The organism is Puia dinghuensis (genome assembly GCF_014642875.1).
GTDB classification, from domain to species: Bacteria; Bacteroidota; Bacteroidia; order Chitinophagales; family Chitinophagaceae; genus Puia; species Puia dinghuensis.
In genome coordinates, this window is sequence record NZ_BMJC01000001.1 from 440767 (window position 1) to 459496 (window position 18730).

11 protein-coding genes and 1 tRNA gene are annotated in these 18730 nt (G+C 52.3%); 10 read left to right on the forward strand and 2 right to left on the reverse strand.

Annotated elements, in window-relative coordinates; genetic code table 11:
* Positions 1-65: 65 nt before the first annotated feature.
* From IEY39_RS01550 to IEY39_RS01585, 8 genes are all read left to right on the forward strand, one after another.
* Complete coding sequence (locus IEY39_RS01550; RefSeq protein ID WP_188927828.1) at positions 66-2564, forward strand: FBX42 beta-propeller domain-containing protein; 2499 nt, start codon at positions 66-68, stop codon at positions 2562-2564.
* A 112-nt stretch (positions 2565-2676) separates the two neighbouring features.
* Entirely contained in the window at positions 2677-5865 is a 3189-nt protein-coding gene (locus IEY39_RS01555) for a SusC/RagA family TonB-linked outer membrane protein (protein WP_188927830.1), read from the forward strand.
* An 11-nt stretch (positions 5866-5876) separates the two neighbouring features.
* The gene (locus IEY39_RS01560; protein ID WP_188927832.1) at positions 5877-7808 is read left to right on the forward strand and encodes a RagB/SusD family nutrient uptake outer membrane protein; all 1932 of its coding nucleotides are present in this window, start codon (positions 5877-5879) and stop codon (positions 7806-7808) included.
* A gap of 12 nt (positions 7809-7820) precedes the next feature.
* On the forward strand, positions 7821-8573 hold the full coding sequence (locus tag IEY39_RS01565) for a DUF3823 domain-containing protein (protein ID WP_188927834.1): 753 nt from the start codon (positions 7821-7823) through the stop codon (positions 8571-8573).
* Between the two features lie 10 nt (positions 8574-8583).
* Positions 8584-10770: a hypothetical protein gene (locus tag IEY39_RS01570; RefSeq protein WP_188927836.1), complete on the forward strand. Its 2187-nt coding sequence runs from the start codon at positions 8584-8586 to the stop codon at positions 10768-10770.
* A gap of 51 nt (positions 10771-10821) precedes the next feature.
* Positions 10822-12150 (forward strand): Gfo/Idh/MocA family protein, encoded by a 1329-nt coding sequence (locus IEY39_RS01575; RefSeq protein WP_188927837.1) that lies wholly within the window; start codon positions 10822-10824, stop codon positions 12148-12150.
* A 169-nt stretch (positions 12151-12319) separates the two neighbouring features.
* On the forward strand, positions 12320-12940 hold the full coding sequence (locus tag IEY39_RS01580; protein WP_188927838.1) for a c-type cytochrome: 621 nt from the start codon (positions 12320-12322) through the stop codon (positions 12938-12940).
* A 150-nt stretch (positions 12941-13090) separates the two neighbouring features.
* Complete coding sequence (locus tag IEY39_RS01585; protein ID WP_188927839.1) at positions 13091-15832, forward strand: T9SS type A sorting domain-containing protein; 2742 nt, start codon at positions 13091-13093, stop codon at positions 15830-15832.
* Here IEY39_RS01585 and IEY39_RS01590 read toward each other — a convergent pair.
* Entirely contained in the window at positions 15810-16238 is a 429-nt protein-coding gene (locus tag IEY39_RS01590) for a winged helix-turn-helix transcriptional regulator (RefSeq protein ID WP_188927840.1), read from the reverse strand. The two genes, IEY39_RS01585 and IEY39_RS01590, sit on opposite strands and share 23 nt — an antisense overlap.
* 94 nt (positions 16239-16332) lie before the next feature.
* Between IEY39_RS01590 and IEY39_RS01595 the strand changes: the two genes are divergently transcribed.
* Positions 16333-17340 carry a zinc-dependent alcohol dehydrogenase family protein gene (locus IEY39_RS01595; RefSeq protein WP_188927842.1) on the forward strand — a complete coding sequence of 336 codons (1008 nt, stop codon included), beginning with the start codon at positions 16333-16335 and terminating at the stop codon, positions 17338-17340.
* Positions 17341-17401: 61 nt separating this feature from the next.
* On the opposite strand, the gene IEY39_RS01600 is transcribed toward IEY39_RS01595, so the two are convergent.
* Positions 17402-17475 (reverse strand) — tRNA-Pro (locus tag IEY39_RS01600).
* Positions 17476-17802: 327 nt separating this feature from the next.
* Here IEY39_RS01600 and porG point away from each other — a divergent pair.
* The gene (gene porG, locus IEY39_RS01605) at positions 17803-18663 is read left to right on the forward strand and encodes a type IX secretion system protein PorG (protein ID WP_188927844.1); all 861 of its coding nucleotides are present in this window, start codon (positions 17803-17805) and stop codon (positions 18661-18663) included.
* The last annotated feature ends 67 nt before the right edge of the window (positions 18664-18730 follow it).

Genomic DNA, 18730 nt, shown 5'->3' on the forward strand with positions numbered 1-18730 from the left:
GAAAGGCGTGTTATAATTTTTCCCAAAATGAGCTAATTTAGTAGGGAACATTAGACCTTAACGACATGCTTGTAACAGTGCCCAAAACTATACTGCCTTTTATCCTATGTCTTCCTATCCTGACTGCCAACGCACAAGGTCTGCAATTCAAATCCGAGGACAGTCTGTTGACACAACGAACGTCGTATCGCGTTTTCCCCTCGGCCGCTCCGGTATTCCAAGACCATTTTTTTATCCGTTTCGATCTTTCGCTTTGGGACAACGCCAATCTGGGCTATGTATTCAACCTGGCCGACAAAGACCTTTCTTATAGTCTCAGCTATCTCTATAACAATGGCCAGGGAAATCTGAATTTCAATATCGACCGCAAAAGCAATAAGCTGTCCATTCCCCTGCCGGCATCCCTGCTCAAAAAAAGAAACTGGTTCACCGTAACGCTCGATCTCGATCTGAAGGGTGACAAGGCCGTTATCCGGATCGATAACCTCCTCTACCGGGTGGATAGCCTGGGATTCAAGCCCGGGATGGCTGCCAACCTGGTCTTTGGGAAGAACCAATATTACACGGAGGTTCCCAACATGGCCATTCGAAACCTGGAAGTGGGTGATGGCCACCAACATTATTTCTTCCCTTTGAATGAGTGGAGCGGTAATAGCGTTCACGACAGCAATGGAGAGGTTACCGGCTTTGTGGAAAATCCGCTTTGGCTGATCAATGAATCGTATTTCTGGAAACCTGTATATGTGCAATCCGATACAGCAGTAGCGGGATTGAATTTCAATCCGCTCGGTGAGAAACTCTTCATTTTCACCAGGGATTCCCTGATCACCTATGATCCCGCGGGGAAGCGGGCGAAGGCTGCGGCCTATGTCAATAAATTGCCCGTAGCTATGGTATTGGGAAAGAGTATTTTCAACACCCGTGAGAACAAATGTTATATCTATGAATTATTTGATATACCGAAGGGGGCGCCTACCATTGCGGCGCTTCACATGGACAGCGCGCATTTGAAATGGGATGTCGTCGGTAGAGATGCTTTGCCGTATCAGCTGCATCATCATAATATCTTTTACGATTGGCGGCACGATCGGTTCTACCTGTTTGGCGGGTATGGGCACTATAGTTATCACAACGGTTTCCTAAGCTATAATGATTCCATCGACAAATGGGAAAGGGTGACCTTCACCGGCGATACCATAACCCCGAGGTTTTTTGCCGCTACCGGTCCTTCGGATAAAGCGGATGAGCTTTTGCTATTTGGGGGCTATGGTAACGAATCCGGCAACCAGGTGGTAGGGGGAAAGCAGTATTACGATCTTTACCGCATCAACCTGCGGGATCATTCCGTCAAAAAGTGCTGGCAGATCGTTCCTGCGGGTGAGGTCTTTGTTCCGGCCAATAACCTCATCCTTTCCAAGGATAAGCGTTATTTCTATGCATTGTGTTATCCCCACGAACTGGCGAAGACGGAACTGAAATTGTATAAATTCTCCCTCAGGGACGGGTCCTATGAGGTAGTGAGCGCACCAATATCCATGGCTTCCATGCGGATAGAAACGGATGTGAACCTGTTCTACAGCCAGAAGACCGATGAATTCTTTTGTACGGTGCAGGAGTTTACGGACAGACACCATTCCGTTATAAAAGTGTATTCCCTGACGTCACCGCCGGTGAGCGCCGCTGTTTATTTTGCTTCCCTGCAGCCACGGAAAAAACCGGGGGTGGCGCTGCTGTTTTGGTTGCTGCCTGTGCTTATCGGCGTGGCCGGGGCGATATGGTTTTTCTTTGTGAGAAAAAGGAAGCAGCCGGAAAGCGCGCCGGAAGAGGAGCAGGAAGCGGCGCCGGTCAGCTTCGCCGGGGAAAACCGGAATGCGGTTTATCTGCTGGGGGAATTCCTCGTTTTTGACCGGAAGGGTAGCGATATCACGCATCTTTTCAGTCCGAAGATCAAGCAATTGTTCGTTTTGATACTGCTCAACAGCGTCGATGGGAAAGGCATTGGATCGCGAAAGATCTCCGCCAGGCTGTGGCCGGAAAAAGACCCTGCTAAAACAAAAAATATCAAAGGGGTTACCTTCAATCACCTGAGAAATATCATCAGTGATATAGACGGGATCGAGCTGATCTTTTTGAATGATAGTTATTCTTTTGCTTTCGGGGAGTCTTTTTTCTGCGATTACCGCCTCCTGTCAACGCTGATCCTCGGGGAGGGAACTATCCTCAACCATTTACCCCTTATGGCCAGGGGGCCTTTGCTGGAAGACATGCCGGATTCCCTGCTGGATGATTTCAAGTCCGCCTATGAGGACCGGCTTACCACCATTCTTCTCCCCGAACTCAAACGAGCGTACGAATCGCAGCATCTTAAAGAGGCATTGGAGATCGCGAAACTGATACTGGGGATGGACCCTTTTAATGAGGAAGTGCTAAAATACCAGTTAAAATGTTTTCGCAGGCTCAAAGGCATCGAATATTCGCGGCGGGCCTACGATCGGTTCTCCCAGGACTACGAACGATCGCTGGGTGTGGCCTATCACGTCAGCTTCGACAAGATCGTCCACTAACTCGCTATTTATCATAGGGTTAATTATTTTTTTCTTGCATTAACCGCGCTTTTAACCCCTTTTTTAAGACGGCCGGCTGTACCGTTGATGCGTTTTAAAACCACCAACGCTTATGATTAAATTTAAAGCAAGCCAAGGTCGGCTTGTCGCGATTGTTGTCAGTATGCTGCTGTTTTCCATGGTTGTCTTTGGCCAGGGGGGAAACCCGGTAACGGGTGCCGTCCTGGATGAAAAAGGCGTCCCGCTGCAAGGGGTATCCGTTACGGTGAAAGGGACCACTTACGGTACTGTCACCGACAGCAGCGGCCGGTTCACCATCCGGGTAGCTAAAGGGGGGACACTGGTCTTTAGCTATATCAGATACAGCACCCAGGAAGTCCTTATCACCAATGAAAGAACCCTCAGCCTCACCATGAGCCCAACCACTACCAGTATGAACGATGTGGTGGTAGTAGGTTACGGTACCCAGCGCAAGGCCACGTTGACGGGGTCTGTTGCCCAGATCAGCGGAGCGGAGATCGTCACCACCAAGAATGAGAATATTGAGAATATGCTCACCGGTAAGGTTCCCGGGCTGCAAATCCTGCAGAACACGGCCGAGCCGGGTGATTTTGCCAATAATATTTCCATCAGGGGTATGGGAAATCCGCTGATCGTCATCGACGGCGTGCAGATTCCGGATTTTTCCGTTACCGGCAACAATGGCGACAACAATGTGGGTAGCAGCAATATCCTGACGCGGCTGGATCCCAACGATATCGAAAGCATTTCGGTGCTGAAGGACGCCAGCGCTTCGGTGTATGGGGTGAAGGCTGCTAACGGCGTCATCCTGATCACCACCAAAAGGGGTAAATCGGGGGCCCTGCAACTAGCCTACACCGGAACGTATGGCTGGCAGGTGCCATCGGGTCTGCCCAAACCGGTGAACGCCGTCCAGTACATGACGCTGGTGAACCAGCAGGCGTTGCACAATGCCAATGGCGGAATTCTTACATATAACTCTGCCGATTTTGCGGCTTATGCCAACGGCACGAAGAAAAGCACCGACTGGTATGATGCCGTTTTCAGGAAACACGCGATGCAACAGCAGCACAACCTCACGGCGACGGGCGGGTCGGAGAATACCACCTACCTGCTGAGCGCGGGTTATACCGACCAGGATGGTCTGCTCACCACGAACGACCTGAATTATAAGCGTTATAATGTACGCAGCAACGTCACCAGCAGAATCGGCAAGCGGATAACGGTGAACCTGAACATCAGCGGCATCGTCGATCAGAAGAATGCGCCCGCGCAATCCTTCTGGTGGACCACCCGGGAAGCCTGGCGGGAGCTTCCAACTCAAACCATCTATGCCAACAGCACCTCGCCCTACTATACCAATGGCATTGTCGATGGCGGCAACCCTGTGGTCTTCGAGAACTCCGATATCGTTGGCTATAGCGTCCAGAACAACATCTTCCTCAACGGCGCGATCGGCATCGATTACAAGTTTCCCTTTATCGACGGTCTTACCCTCCGGGGATTCTTCAGTTACAACGACCAGCTGCAGGACAACAAGCTTTATCAGAAGACGTACAACCTCTATACTTATGACGCCGCGAGCAGCACCTATCGTTCGACCCTGAACGGATCGCCCAGTTATGTCCAGCGGCAGTATTACCATTATCCGCACAATACCGATCAATTCTCGATTAACTATGCCCATAACTTCGGTGGCATCCACAATGTAACCGCATTGCTGCTGATGGAAGGCAACGAGCAGAGCGGCGACAACTTTGCCGCCTACCGGCAATTAGCCATACCTGTCGACCAGATCATTGCCGGCAATACGGCCTTGCAGAACGCCACGCAGGACGGGGGCAATACGGCCTTGTATCAATATGCCACCAACAGCTTTGTGGGCAGAGTGACCTATGATTTTAACAGCCGCTATCTGGCGGAGTTCAGCTTCCGGGATGATAAATCATCCAAATTCGCGCCGGGACAGGGTTGGGGATTCTTTCCTTCGGCATCGGTGGGCTGGCGACTAAGCGAGGAAAATTTCTGGAAGAACAGCCGGACGTTATCGTTTGTAGACAACCTGAAGCTGCGCGGGAGCTACGGGGTATTGGGGGATGACGGTCAGTTGTATTACCAATTCCTTTCAGGATATAATTATCCGGCTAACGGTTCGTATAATCAGCTGCCGAGCGGTGCGGTCTTCGGCAGCAGCTTCGTGAATGCCGTACAGAGTACGGGGATACCCAATCCGAAGGTGACCTGGGCGACCTCGCATACCTTTGATCTGGGGATCGATGTCGATGCGTGGAAGGGATTGCTGGGTTTCACCGCCGACTATTTTGTCCGCAACCGTAAGGGCTTGCTGGCGACTTCTATCTTACAGGTCCCGGAAGTTTTGGGCGCTCCGCTGCCGGAAGAAAATCTCAATGGCGACAGGACCCGGGGCTTCGATCTTGAAGTGACACACCGCAACCGCATCGGAAAGCTTACCTACAACATAAAGGGCACCTTCTCCTACACCAATACCATGAATACGGTTTTTGCCGAGGCAAGGCAGGGTAATTCCTATCTCGACTGGCTGTATAACCAGGCCAACCGGAATCAAGGTATCCAGATGGGGTATGGTGCGGCCGGTCAATACCAAAACTATAGCCAGATAGTCAACAGCCCCATCTATGTCAGCCGCAATACGGTTGTAGGGGATTATATCTACGAGGACTGGAATGGCCAGGGGTTCATCGATGGTAATTCCATCCATCCCATCGCCTATGGCGGGAATCCCAATGGTACGCCTGTCTTCCCGAAGATAGTATACGGTCTTACCCTCGGGGCAGCTTATGATGGATTCGATGTCAGTATTCTTTTCCAGGGGACGAGCATCTACAATGTTTCCTATATCGAACAACTGAATATCCCGCTTTGGGGTGGCGGGAGCGCGCTAACGCAATTTTTGAATGACTGGCATCCGGCCAATCCAACGGCCAACCCATATAATCCGAATACCGTTTGGGTGCCGGGGCAATATGCCTATACCGGGACTACGGCTGGTGTGAACAGTTCGTTCAATTTTCAAAATGGCGCCTATCTGCGCTTGAAAAGCGCCGAGATCGGGTATTCCCTTTCCGACAAGCTGCTTCGGACGACCGGCATCAAGGGAGTGCGTTTCTTTACCAGCGGCTACAACCTGCTCACCTTCACCAAAGTGAAATACGTCGACCCTGAGCATCCGTCGGGAACATACGGTTATCTATATCCGCTGGACAAGTTGTTCAATCTCGGTCTCAACGTCAAATTCTAATTGTCAGCATCATGAAAAAATATTTTGTCTTCTTCCTTTTAACGGCAGGTCTCTTTGCCTGCCGAAAACTAAGCATACCGCCCAAGAACATCATCCAGGACGCCGATATCTTCACGTCGCCCCAGGGGGTGCAGGCCTATATGGCGCGCATCTATAGCGAGCTGCCTATTGAAGATTTCCGGTATTCGCCCGCCAGAGGATTGAATTTCTTCTGGATCATCAGTCCTACCCCGGCTACTACCGGTGAGGCCCTGAGCCGGGACCAGAACGGTTCGATGCAGGAGAATTTTGGTGGTTGGAACTGGGATATCTGGTCGGGTAGTTATACGACCATCCGCGATTGCGATTATTTTATCCAGACGCTGCCCTCGTATGCGAAGAACTTCACCCCGGCGCAGGTGAAAGCCTGGCTGGGGGAAGCCTATTTCGTACGGGGGATGACCTATTTTGCGCTGGTAAAGCGTTTTGGCGGGGTGCCCATCGTCAACCAGGTGTTGAATTACACACCCGGCACCTCTACCGACAGCCTGCAAATACCCCGTGCCGCCGAGAAGGCCGTCTGGGACCAGGTGGACAGTGACTTTACTTTGGCTATGAATAACCTGCCCGCGGTGAATGCCGATTACGCCGATGGCAGCCGCGCCAACAAATACGTTGCGGCGGCCTTTGAATCGAGGGCTATGTTGTATGCGGGAACCATCGCCAAATACAATACGATCACACTCTTCGACGGCGGTCAGCACCAGCTCTGCGGGATCCCGGCCTCCGCTGCGACAGGCTATTTCCAAAAGGCGTACAATGCGGCAAAAACGCTGGACGGCGTCTATAGCCTTTATCTGTCTGGCTGGTCGGCTACCGACCCGAATGCACAGTATCAGAATTTCGTCAACCTGTTCTCGGATGCGGCGAGCAAGGAGAATATTTTTGTAAGGGAATACCAATATCCCAACTCCGTTCATGGTTATGATGCATATAATGTTCCGCGACAATTGATCGGGCCTAATGGTTATTCCGCGGAAGTCAATCCTACCCTCGACTTTGTCGAGCTGTTCGATGGATTGCCCAGGAATCCCGACGGGACGCTGCAGACGCTGGATGCCACCGGGCACTATCTCTTATATGCCCATACGATGGACCTGTTCGCCAATGCCGAGCCGAGGCTGCGGGCGTCGGTGATCCTGCCGGGCGACGTTTTCAAGGGGCAAAGCATCGAGGTCCGCCGTGGCATCTATACCGGAGCTGCTTCCGGGGGCATTTCGCCCTTGCTGCCCGCGGGGTCGAAGGCGCAATATCCCACTACCAGCCTGGTGACCTCGTCTACGGCTTCGCAGACACCATATTCGCTGCCGGACGGCACGCTCATGAACCCGGCCGGGCTCAGCGGGGTATTCACGGGCGATCAAACCTGTGCGATCTCCGGCTTTTCTGTCCGCAAATGGCTGAACCCGAACCTGCCTACGGCGCAGGTGCTGGAGAACAACGAGACGCAAACCTGGATAGAGATGCGGTATGCCGAAGTGTTGTTGAATCGTGCCGAGGCCGCGTATGAGCTTTTTATTTCCGGCGCGGCGGGCGCCGGTTATCAGCAGGATGCCATGACCGTGATCAATCAGATCCGTTCGCGGGCGGGCGCTGCGTTGTGGACAACCACCGGGGCTGCTCCTATCGACACCATCCGACGCGAACGACGCAAAGAACTTGCCTTTGAGAACAAGACCTATTGGGATCTGAAAAGGTGGCGGATATTCGACAAAGAGCAGAACGGGACCATTTACCGGGTGCTTATGCCGTTTTATTCCGCACAGGCCGGCAAATATTTCTTCGACGCCCGTACCGACGTGCGGAATGCGGTTTACACCTACGACCCGAGATGGTATTACGAGCAGCTTCCATCGGGCGCCATTTCCAAGAGTACAAATGTCATTCAGAACCCAGGGTATTAATTTTTCCCAATTATGAAAAAGATATTATACAGTGCATTAATTTTCCTGCTGATGGCGGGTGTCGCCTGCAGCAAGACCGATAACTATCCGGCCCCATCCGACACCATCACCGGCAGCACCATCGATGAAGGGACTGGCAATACCGTCCAAACGGAGATCGGCGGGCGGGGAACCCGGGTGAAGCTGCTCGAAACGAGCTATGACAGCGCGCCTGTACCGATCTATTTCCAATCCATGCAGGATGGGACCTTCAACAATACCAAAGTCTTCGGGGCGACGTATAAGGTTTCGGTGGAGGGGCCGTTCGTGCCGCTGGTGACGACGGACAACCTGGGCCGGGTTGTCACGGATTCGAGCCAGACTATCGTATTGAAGAATACGGCGACGCTACATTTCAACGTTCAGCCTTTTTTGCGTATCCAGTGGGTGGGCAATCCGGTGATCAACCCGGACACGACAGTGAGCGTACAGGTGATCATCACCCGGGGGACGGCCAATCCGGCGTATCAGCAGGATATCACCGATATCAACCTGTATGTCAGTAATACAAAGTATGACGGCAACAACAACTACGATCCACGTTATTCGAAGCTGACGGCTTATTCCGGTGCGGCCGGCACCGGTTTGCTGGGCAAGACGATCACGCTTACCACCATCGGTGGCGCCTTGCCACAGCAGGATGTCTATTTCCGGGTAGGGGCTAGGATCAACGCCGGCCTGGATGAATATAATTACAGCACGCCTGTGTCCATAACTTATCCGTAACTTTTCCCCGATGAGAATATATCCTTTCTTCTGGTGCTTGTTATTGCTTTCGTTGGCTGTTGCCGGTCAGCCGGTCGGGCCCGGGGCGAGCCAGCCACGGCAAAAGACCGCTTTTCAGACCAGCAGCCCCTGGATCCCCGAGATCGATGTCCGCAGTGATGTGGCGATCGTTTATGGCGTGAGTGACCGCAGAGGGCTGACCTTCGAACAACGGGTACAGTCCTGGCGCGACCATGGGTATCAGGCTGCTTTTATGACGGGGATCGCGTGGGGCGGGTATTTCGATTATTTTCTTGGTTCATGGGATGGCAAGAACCATCTGGGTGTAGGACAGGTGACACAGCATGGCGATACCATCTGGCATGGAAAGAACATGCCCTATATTGTCCCGGTGCCGTCGTTCATAGAGTATATGAAGTCTGCGGTGGTAAAGCGGGTGATCGACGCCGGTATCACCACGATATTCCTGGAGGAGCCTGAGTTCTGGGCAAGGGCAGGCTATAGTGCGCCCTTTAAAGAGGAATGGCAGAAATTCTATGGTTTCCCGTGGCGGCCGCAGGACGCATCGCCGGAGAACACCTACCTGTCCAACAAGCTGAAGTACCATTTGTATTATAACGCCATCCGACAGGTTTCCGATTATGCCAAGGAGTATGCCAGGAGCAGGGGTTTGACGGTGAAGGCGTACATAGCCACCCATTCGCTGGTGAACTATTCGTCCTGGAAGATCATCAGTCCCGAGGCCAGCCTTGCTTCCCTGCCGGGGATCGATGGCTACATCGCACAGGTGTGGACGGGGACTGCCCGTGAGCCTACCTATTTTGACGGCAGGGAAAAAGAACGGGTTTTCGAGAATGCCTTTCTGGAATATGGGTCCATGTTGTCGATGACCGCGCCTACAGGCAGGAGGATGTACTTTCTCACCGATCCGATCGAGGACTGGCCGCGGGACTGGGCCGACTACAAAAAGAACTACCAGGCAACTTTTACGGCGGAGATACTTTATCCCACCGTCGATCACTACGAAGTGATGCCCTGGCCCGAGCGGATCTATACGCGGCCGTATAAACTGGCGAACAGCGATTCGGCGGTGCTGATCCCTTCTTATTACTCGACGCAGATGCAGGTGATGATCAATGTGCTCAATGCGATGCCGGTATCGGCCAACCGGGCGAGCGGGGTGGGCACCATCGGTGTGCTGATGAGCAATTCGCTGATGTTCCAGCGTTTCCCGACGCATAACGGCTATGATGACCCGCAGTTCTCCAATTTTTACGGGCAAACCCTGCCGCTTGTGAAGCGTGGTATACCGGTGCAAACCGTACATATGGAAAATCTTGCCTACCCGGCGACGCTGAGCCGCATGAGCGTGCTGGTGATGAGTTATGCCAACATGAAACCCCAGTCGCCATCGGTTCACCGGTACCTGGCTGACTGGGTGCGCCGGGGTGGGGTACTGATCTATTGCGGCCGGGACGACGATCCATATCAGTCGGTGATGGAATGGTGGAATACGGGAGGGAATGATTATAAGACCCCTTCGCAGCATCTGTTCAAGCTGTTAAGGATAGACCCTTCGAAGGGCGGGCAGCGATTTAGTGTCGGAAAGGGTTTTGTTTATGTTGTACGGCAGGATCCCAAGGAATTTGTATTACAGGCCGGCGGTGACAGCAGCTATTTCCGGTTGGTGCGACAGGGATATGAACAGGATGCCCGGGCGGGGACGTTGACGATAAAAAATAACTTTTATCTCCAGCGGGGCCCCTATGACATCATATCGGTGTTGGATGAGAATGCGGACAGCAGGCCCTATGTGGTTCACGGTGATGTTATAGACCTCTTCGATCCGCGACTCCCGGTGCTGGCCGAAAAGACGGTGGCACCGGGCGAACAGGCGCTGTTATATGACCTGGGCAGGGTGGGGGATAAGGGGCAACCCCGGGTGCTGGCTTCAGCGTCGAGAAACTATGCGGAGAGGGTGGGGATCCGAAGCTATTCCTTTGTCGCTAAGAGCCCGGTGAATACGGTGAACAGTGTCCGGGTGTTGTTGCCATCGCAGCCTGTTGCGATACTGCTGACGGATAGCAGGGGACAGGCGGTGGCGGATGTGGAGTCATCCTGGGATGAGGGGTCGCACACCGAATGGCTCGGATTTGCCAACAGCCCGGACGGGATCAGTGTGGAGCTGAAATGGTAATATTTTCGTATCTTCTCCTGACTATTTCATTCATCTTAAATTGCAGTTAACATGAATCAGAAACAGCCAACGCGAAATCAAAGCAGGAGAGATTTCGTAAAAAATTCCGCTGTCATCGCAGGCGGCATGCTTGCCAGCCCTCTTCTCTCCAGGGCCAATTTTTTCTCAGCATCGGATAATGTCATTACAGTCGCCTTGATCGGCTGCGGAGGGAGGGGAACCGCCGCTGCTGTTCAGGCATTGAGCACCAAACAGAATGTCCGGCTTGTAGCCATGGCCGATGCGTTCAGGGATCGTCTCGACAAGAGTCATGAGAATATCCTGAATGAGCTGAAAGACAAGAAGGACAGGGTCCAGGTGAAAGAAGAAAATAAGTTCGTCGGATTCGATGCCTACAAGAAGGCCATCGCGCTTGCGGAAGTGGTGATCCTGGCGACGCCGCCCGGATTCCGGCCCATTCATTTCGAAGAGGCCGTCGAAGGGGGCAAACATATCTTTATGGAAAAGCCCGTAGCCACCGACCCCGCCGGGGTACAACGTGTGCTGGCTGCGGCTGAAAAGGCAAAGGCAAAAAAATTAAATGTAGTTGTGGGCCTCCAGCGCCGCTATCAGAGCTCTTACAGAGAACTCATGAAACGAGTGCACGACGGAGCCATCGGAGACATCGTTTCCGCGCAGGCCTGGTGGAACAATGACGGGGTCTGGGTACATCCCCGCCAGCCGGGTTGGACGGAAATGGAGTACCAGATGCGTAACTGGTATTATTTCGTCTGGCTTTGCGGCGATCATATCACCGAACAGCATATCCACAACCTGGATGTCATTAATTGGGCCGTTGGCGGCTACCCGGTGAAGGCGCAGGGCATGGGCGGCAGGGAAGTGAGGATCGGCAAAGACTATGGTCAGATATTCGACCATCACTATGTGGAGTTCCAGTATGGCGACGGCTCCATCCTGAACAGCCAGTGCCGCCACCAGAAAGGGACCATGAAAAAAGTAGATGAGCTGTTGGTAGGCACCAAGGGAAAGGTCTATTGTGGCCAGGCCAGTATTACCGATCTCAAAGGTAATGTCGTTTACCAGTTCGACAAATCGCAGGATAATAAGCCTTACCAAAACGAGCATGACGAATTGTTCGACGCAATAGCCAGGGGCGAATATAAATTCCAGGATGCGGAGAACGGCGCCAAGAGCACGATGACCTCCATATTGGGACGGATGGCCACTTATTCGGGACAGCCCATTGAGTGGGACAAGGCCATCAATTCTGGTATCAACATCATGCCGGCCAATTATGATTTCAATGCTGCGCCGCCGGTGATGCCGGATGTTGCCGGTAATTATCCCGTCGCGATACCGGGGACGACCCGGTTTTTTTGATGTAACGATCAAAGCCTGTAATAGTACAGGCTTTGATCTAATTGCTAGGTTATAAATAAATATTGCATATATTTATTATGCCTATGTGGCCTTGCCTACCTTATACTCCCCTTACAGCTACCTGCTGAATCCAGCACTTTTTATTGTTTCAAACCCCCAAATCAAGAACATGAAAAAGATGGCTTTTTTTTCAGGTAGCTTAATGCTGACGATGACGTGCCTGACACTTGCCCAGTATGGGTGCAATCAGCCGACCCAGGAGAAAACACCGGACGACCCGGCTCCAAAAAAAATGTCGCATGCCGAACTGATCGACAAGGGAAAGTACCTTGTTTCCGCCTTCTGCCATGATTGCCATTCTCCTAAAAAATTCACGCCGGCAGGTCCCGTACTGGATTCTTCCAAATTGTTGTCCGGTCATCCTTCGGGAGGCCCCTTACCACCCATCGACAAAAAGACGCTGCAACCGGGGAATTGGATGCTCATCGGACCAGACCTGACCAGCTTTGCGGGACCCTGGGGTATTTCCTATACCGCCAATATCACTTCGGACTCCGCTACCGGCATCGGCGCCTGGAGCGTGGCTGAATTTATCGCCGCAATGAGGACAGGCAAGCACCTCGGACAAGCCGGCGGCCGCCCCATTCTGCCCCCGATGCCATGGCAAGGCATTGGTCAATACACCGATGATGACCTTAGGGCGATATATACTTACCTGCAGTCTACGTTGCCTGTCAGTAACAAAGTTCAGGCTCCAACTACACCCGATGAAGTAGCTAAAATGCCGTGATGAGTAGGGCGCCTGTCTTTTTTGGTAGGCTTGTATATAGATGCTTGTATAAAAAACTCCCTTTCAACATCCAAGTATTTCGATAGCTCCATTGTATCAATAAAAATAACTTGCGGCTCTAAATTTCCTTACCTAAGAAAAACACTAACAATGTACCGTACCCTAAGCCGCGTTATACTTTGCGTGCTGCTGATACTTGCATGTGCGTATACCTCAAAAGCCCAATGTCCGGCCGCCACACCGCCGGTTATTAATTCAGTTACTGCCACAGAAAGCCGCTGCCAGGCTTCCGGCACTGCTACCGTGTCGGTATCAGGCGGCTCAACGCCGTATACATACAGCATTATTGCAGGCCCCACTTTAGCGCCACCCCAAACGTCGAATATCTTGAAAGCGCTGGCTCCTGGCGCCTATACCGTACAGGTAACCGATAATTGCAATACGACTGTTACCCGTAATTTTACGGTTACCGGTACATATGCTGTTCCCTCATTGGCTATCACCACACAATCGCCTGGCTGTCCCAACAGCAGCGATGGCTCCATCACCATTAATGTAACCAATGGCCGGGCGCCGCTGACCTATTCGTTGATCAGCCCTTCGCCTGTTATCGCGGGTCCACAGGCAAACAATGTATTTACCGGCCTGCCCGCCGGAACCTATACCTGCCAGGTAACCGATTCCTGTGGTAATTTCCAGACCCGGACGGTCGGCCTCAGTGCCACCCCCAGTTCTGTGTCTTTTATCAACGCCAGCGTGCAATACGTGGCCTGCGACTCTTTTGCGGTTATCCTGACCTTCAATATATCCAACTACAAGCCTCCTTATACCATTACGGCGACGCTGCCAAATGGCTCGGTTGTAACGCATGTGCTCACCGCTCCTTCTCTTAGCTCCGGCTATCTTAAAGATACGTTCAACATTCGGTATCATCACACCACGGGCGCTAACGATCAGCTGCCAATAACCATCACCAACCAGTGCGGCGTTTCTGCAACAGGTAACCCTACCTTGTCGAGTGGCATGGACATGTCGCCCAATGGCAATCTCCCGTCGGGTTGCGCGAATCAATACACGTATACGTTTGATAATTACCCGCAATTGCACTGCGGCACTGTTACCTATACCCTGGTAAGCCCCACCGGCACCGTGTTGGCCACGCAAACTAATAATTCCACGTTTTCCGGTTACCCAACCGGTACCGGTTACAAAGTGATACGGCAGGATTGCTGCAAAAAGGATACACTGGTATTTGACTGGGCCGCAGGACCGCCATTTCAGATATCCTATACTCAAAATCTGGGGTATGCCCCCTGCAGGGAGGGAATGACAAGCCTCTATATAACGTACAACTACGGCGGCCGGCTGGCTGATATCGTGCTGGTGTCCGGCCCTCCTTCCGTGACATTCGCCGACGGCACGGTGCACACCTATACCTACCCGGATACCACCACAAATGTGTGGTCCGGATCGGGAATAGGCTATTTTGGACCTGGCACCTATAAGATCTACGCCGTCGACCATTGCGGGAATAAGGATAGTGTTACGAAGACGTTTGCGCTTACGGATGTGCGCCACACCGCTTTCTCGGCCTCGTTGGAAAAAGGATGTACGAACAACAATAAGATCCTGCTCAATGCCACGTCGAGCGGGTGGTATGACGCTGGCAATGTAACCGTCAATTCGATATATAGCCAACACTTCGGAACTTCGGCTCTTAGCATTAGCGATTCGATCGTGAGTCTTTCGGCCGGGACCTATTATGCGACCTATACGTATCAAGATAGCTATGGCCCGGCATGGGTGGGAATGGCCAATCCGGGCTGCGACGTTATTAAAGACACGATCGTCATCCCTGCCTATACACAACCGGCATTCAATCCCTCTGCTGCCGTCGCTCTTTGCGGGGCGACCAGGCAGGTGGCGCTGCTGCCCGATACCACCACCGGTGTTTCACCTTATCAATACCAGATCATCGCAGGACCTACGACTACTTCCGTCCAGTCGAGCCCCGAATTCCCCAATCTGTCAGCTGGTACCTACACCTTTCAAATGACAGATGCCTGTGCCAACAGCTACTCGCACAGCATTTCCATCAACAATCTGGCTGTACCCAATGTGGCCACCACCGGCAGTACCTGTATCGGCGGCGCTGCCACATTCACCCTCCCGGCCAGCCCTTTCTTCAATTATTCCTGGCAGCTCCCCAACGGCAGTACCAGGACAGGGAACATGCTTGCCATCAACCCTGTTACCTCTTCATCCATTGGAACATATACAGTATCACTCACCAGCACCATCGGCGGCTGCACCAACACTATCAGTAAAAGCTATGTACTAAACGCCTGCCAGGTACTGGCAGAAACCTTATTGCATTTCAGCGGTGATTGGAAGAATGGCAACATACAGCTGAGCTGGCAAATGGCAGATGAAACAGATATGAGTTATTATATCGTAGAGCGGAGCACCGACGGTTCTGTGTTTACGCCGGTGCAGCAGGCAGAGGCCACGGGAGGAACGCTGAAAACGTATACAGCGACCGACACGAATGTTCCTGCAGGAGTTGTTTACTACCGGTTACAGATGGTAGAAAACAGCGGCGCCATCCACTATAGCAGCATTATTTCTTTCAACAACGCCAATACGCAGTCCTTCAATGTATATCCCAGCCTGATCACCGGCAATACACCGGTTACAGTTATCTGTCCGGTGACCAGCCATACTTCCTTTATCCGGGTGATAAGCGTCGATGGAAAGGTATGGCAGACCGTTCCTATTGCGGCGGGCACAACCAAAACCCGCATCGATGTTACTAACCTGGCGAGAGGCAATTATTTTGTTGTTTTCACCGGTAATGACAATGTGATGGCTACGCAGGTTTGGAAGGAATAGCATCGCCGGCTTCCTGCGATTCAGGCTTGCTGCCGGTGCCACGAGCATTTACGGTGGCTGCATTTCTGTGACGACCACCCCAAAGATGCAGTTGAGCACAAATAGGCAACAGTTCCCGGCCGATGTCCGCCAGGGTGTATTCTACACGGGGTGGCACTTCGGGGTAAACGGTCCTGTGGACAATTCCATCCATCTCCATTTCTCTTAATTGGAGGGTAAGCATCCGTTCGGTGATGCCCGGCAGCACTTTTTTCAATTGACTGTAGCGTTTGGCCTCTTTGCCTAAGGCAGACAATATCAATATTTTCCACCGGCCTCCAATGATCTGGACGGCATAGGTCATGTCGCAGGAGGTGAAAAATCTGCGGTTCTGACTATTGGTTGAGTTCTCCTTTAATTTGGCCATACATACATTTTTGTGCGTACCATACAATTAGCATGCTGCCTGCAAAATTAAAGGCTTCCTTCTAATATTGTGGGAAATATTAAAGCAGCATTATATGGACAATCAAGAAACAGCAGCCCGCATCGTACGGTTCAGCAAGACAGGTGGGCCAGAAGTACTTCAGATCGAATTAGTGGAGATACAGGCTCCCGGGCCTCAGGAAGTCAGCATCCGGGTAAAGGCTATCGGCCTCAATCGTGCCGACACCATGTATCGCATGGGAGTGTATATGGAACAGCCAGTATTTCCGGCTAAATTAGGGTATGAGGCAGCCGGTGTAGTGGAGGCCGTCGGAACGGAAGTCAAGGGTATACAGGTGGGGGATAAAGTAAGCGTACTGCCTGCTTTCTCCTTGTTACAGTATGCCACGTACGGCGAACTGATCGTCGTACCGGCCTATACCATCCAAAAGCACCCGGCAGTATTGTCTTTTGAGGAGGCGGCGGCTGTATGGACTAGCTTTCTATCCGTATACGGGATGTTGATCGAAGCCGCTAAACTCCGGGCAGGTGAGTATGTAGTGATCACCGCCGCATCCAGCAGCGCGGGATTGGCGGCTATCCAGCTGACCAATTATGCAGGTGGCATTCCCATCGCGGTTACCAGCTCCGCCGGGAAACGGGAAGCCCTTCTAAAGGCCGGGGCTGCACATGTCATCCTTGCCGGGGAATTGTCGTTGACGCAGGAAATACTAAAGATCACGGCGGGTAAGGGTGCCGATGTGGCGCTTGATCCCGTGGGTGGCCCTCAGTTTGCACCGTTGGTACGGGCTATCAGGGAAAAAGGGCGCATATTCGTTTACGGTGCATTGAATATGACAGCCGCTGAATTCCCCACACTGGATGTATTATTGAAGACGCCGACTATTTCGGGTTACAATGCCATGGATGTATTAGGTAACCCACCGGTGCTGAGCGCCGCTATACAATATATCATAGGTGGCATAGCCGAGGGAAAATTGAAACCCATTGTGGGCAGGACATTTCCGTTTGAGCAGATCGTCGAAGCAACAAAATATCTGGAGTCTAATCAGCAGATGGGTAAGATCGTTGTGACTGTGTAACTAAAGCTCCACGCTACCGAAAAAACGAAACCCGCAGCGATGGCTGCGGGCTTCTTGTTCGTCGGGACGACTGGATTCGAACCAGCGACCCCTTGCACCCCATGCAAGTGCGCTACCGGGCTGCGCTACGTCCCGAAACCGGCGCCGGAGATGGAGGACCGTGCATAAGGCCGGGGGCCAAAACGCACTGGCTTTCAATTTCCGGTGGGGTGCAAAGGTAAGGAAAAAAGCGGCTCATCCGCCGGAAATTCCTTTAACTTTTTTTTGGCATTTCATTAGAAAATTTTTGGCTTAAAAATTGCGTTAAGGAAGGCAACTTCAAATCTCATCCGATCGTAAAAAACTTTACAGCCAGCAACCACTCCCAACCTTACCTTCTTCCTTCTCCCCCCGTAGTTTGAATCCGATGCACCCTGCGTTAAACCACAGCATTTACCTTTTTTGAACAAATTCTAAACTCGAATGAAGAAGATCCTTCTGGTGGGGGTGTTATTCCCGCTATTTTCCTATGCCCAATGGAATGTGAATCTATTTGGTGGCTTTTCCAATTACATCGGTGATCTGCAATCAAAAACCTACACAACTCAACAATCGAATGGCTCTTTCGGCGCCGGCCTCCAGTATGATTTGAACGGGCACATCTCCCTCCTTTCCAACCTGACTTACGGCCGCATCTCCGCGGCAGACGGTTATTCGCCAAAAGCCGATCTGCGGGCCCGCAACCTCAACTTCGAGAGCGTGATCGACGAATGGAACCTGCTGGCCGAATACAATTTTTTCGACCTGCAGGAGCACCGGCTTACACCTTATGTGTTTGCCGGGTTAGCGGTCTTTCATTTCAATCCTTATGCATACGATACGACGGGCAAGAAAGTGTACCTCCGGCAGCTGAGCACGGAAGGGGAGGGGCTCGCCCAATATCCCGGCAGAAAGCCCTATGCCCTGACACAGCTGTCTATCCCCTTTGGCGGAGGCATCAAATTCCGCATATCCGACAGGGTAGTGCTGGCGTATGAGATCGGGTTCCGCAAGACGTTCACCGACTACCTGGATGATGTCAGCTCTACGTATGTCGACAGGGCTATACTGCTGGCGGCAAGGGGACCGGAGGCCGTCGAGATGGCCTATCGCGGTAATGAATTAAAAGGCGGCGCAGGCTACCCGCCCGCGGGCACCGTACGGGGCAACCCCAAAGCCAAAGACTGGTATTATATGTCCGGGCTGCGGGTGACGATCGCCCTGAATTCCTCCAACGGGATGTCCGGGATGTCGATGCATCGCCACCACAAAGGGGTGATCGATTGCCCGAAGAAAGTATACTAATTTAATATCCAAGGCAGTGCAGGCGGCTGGCGGCGAAGAACCGTTTTGGCGGAGCTTGGTTTGTGTT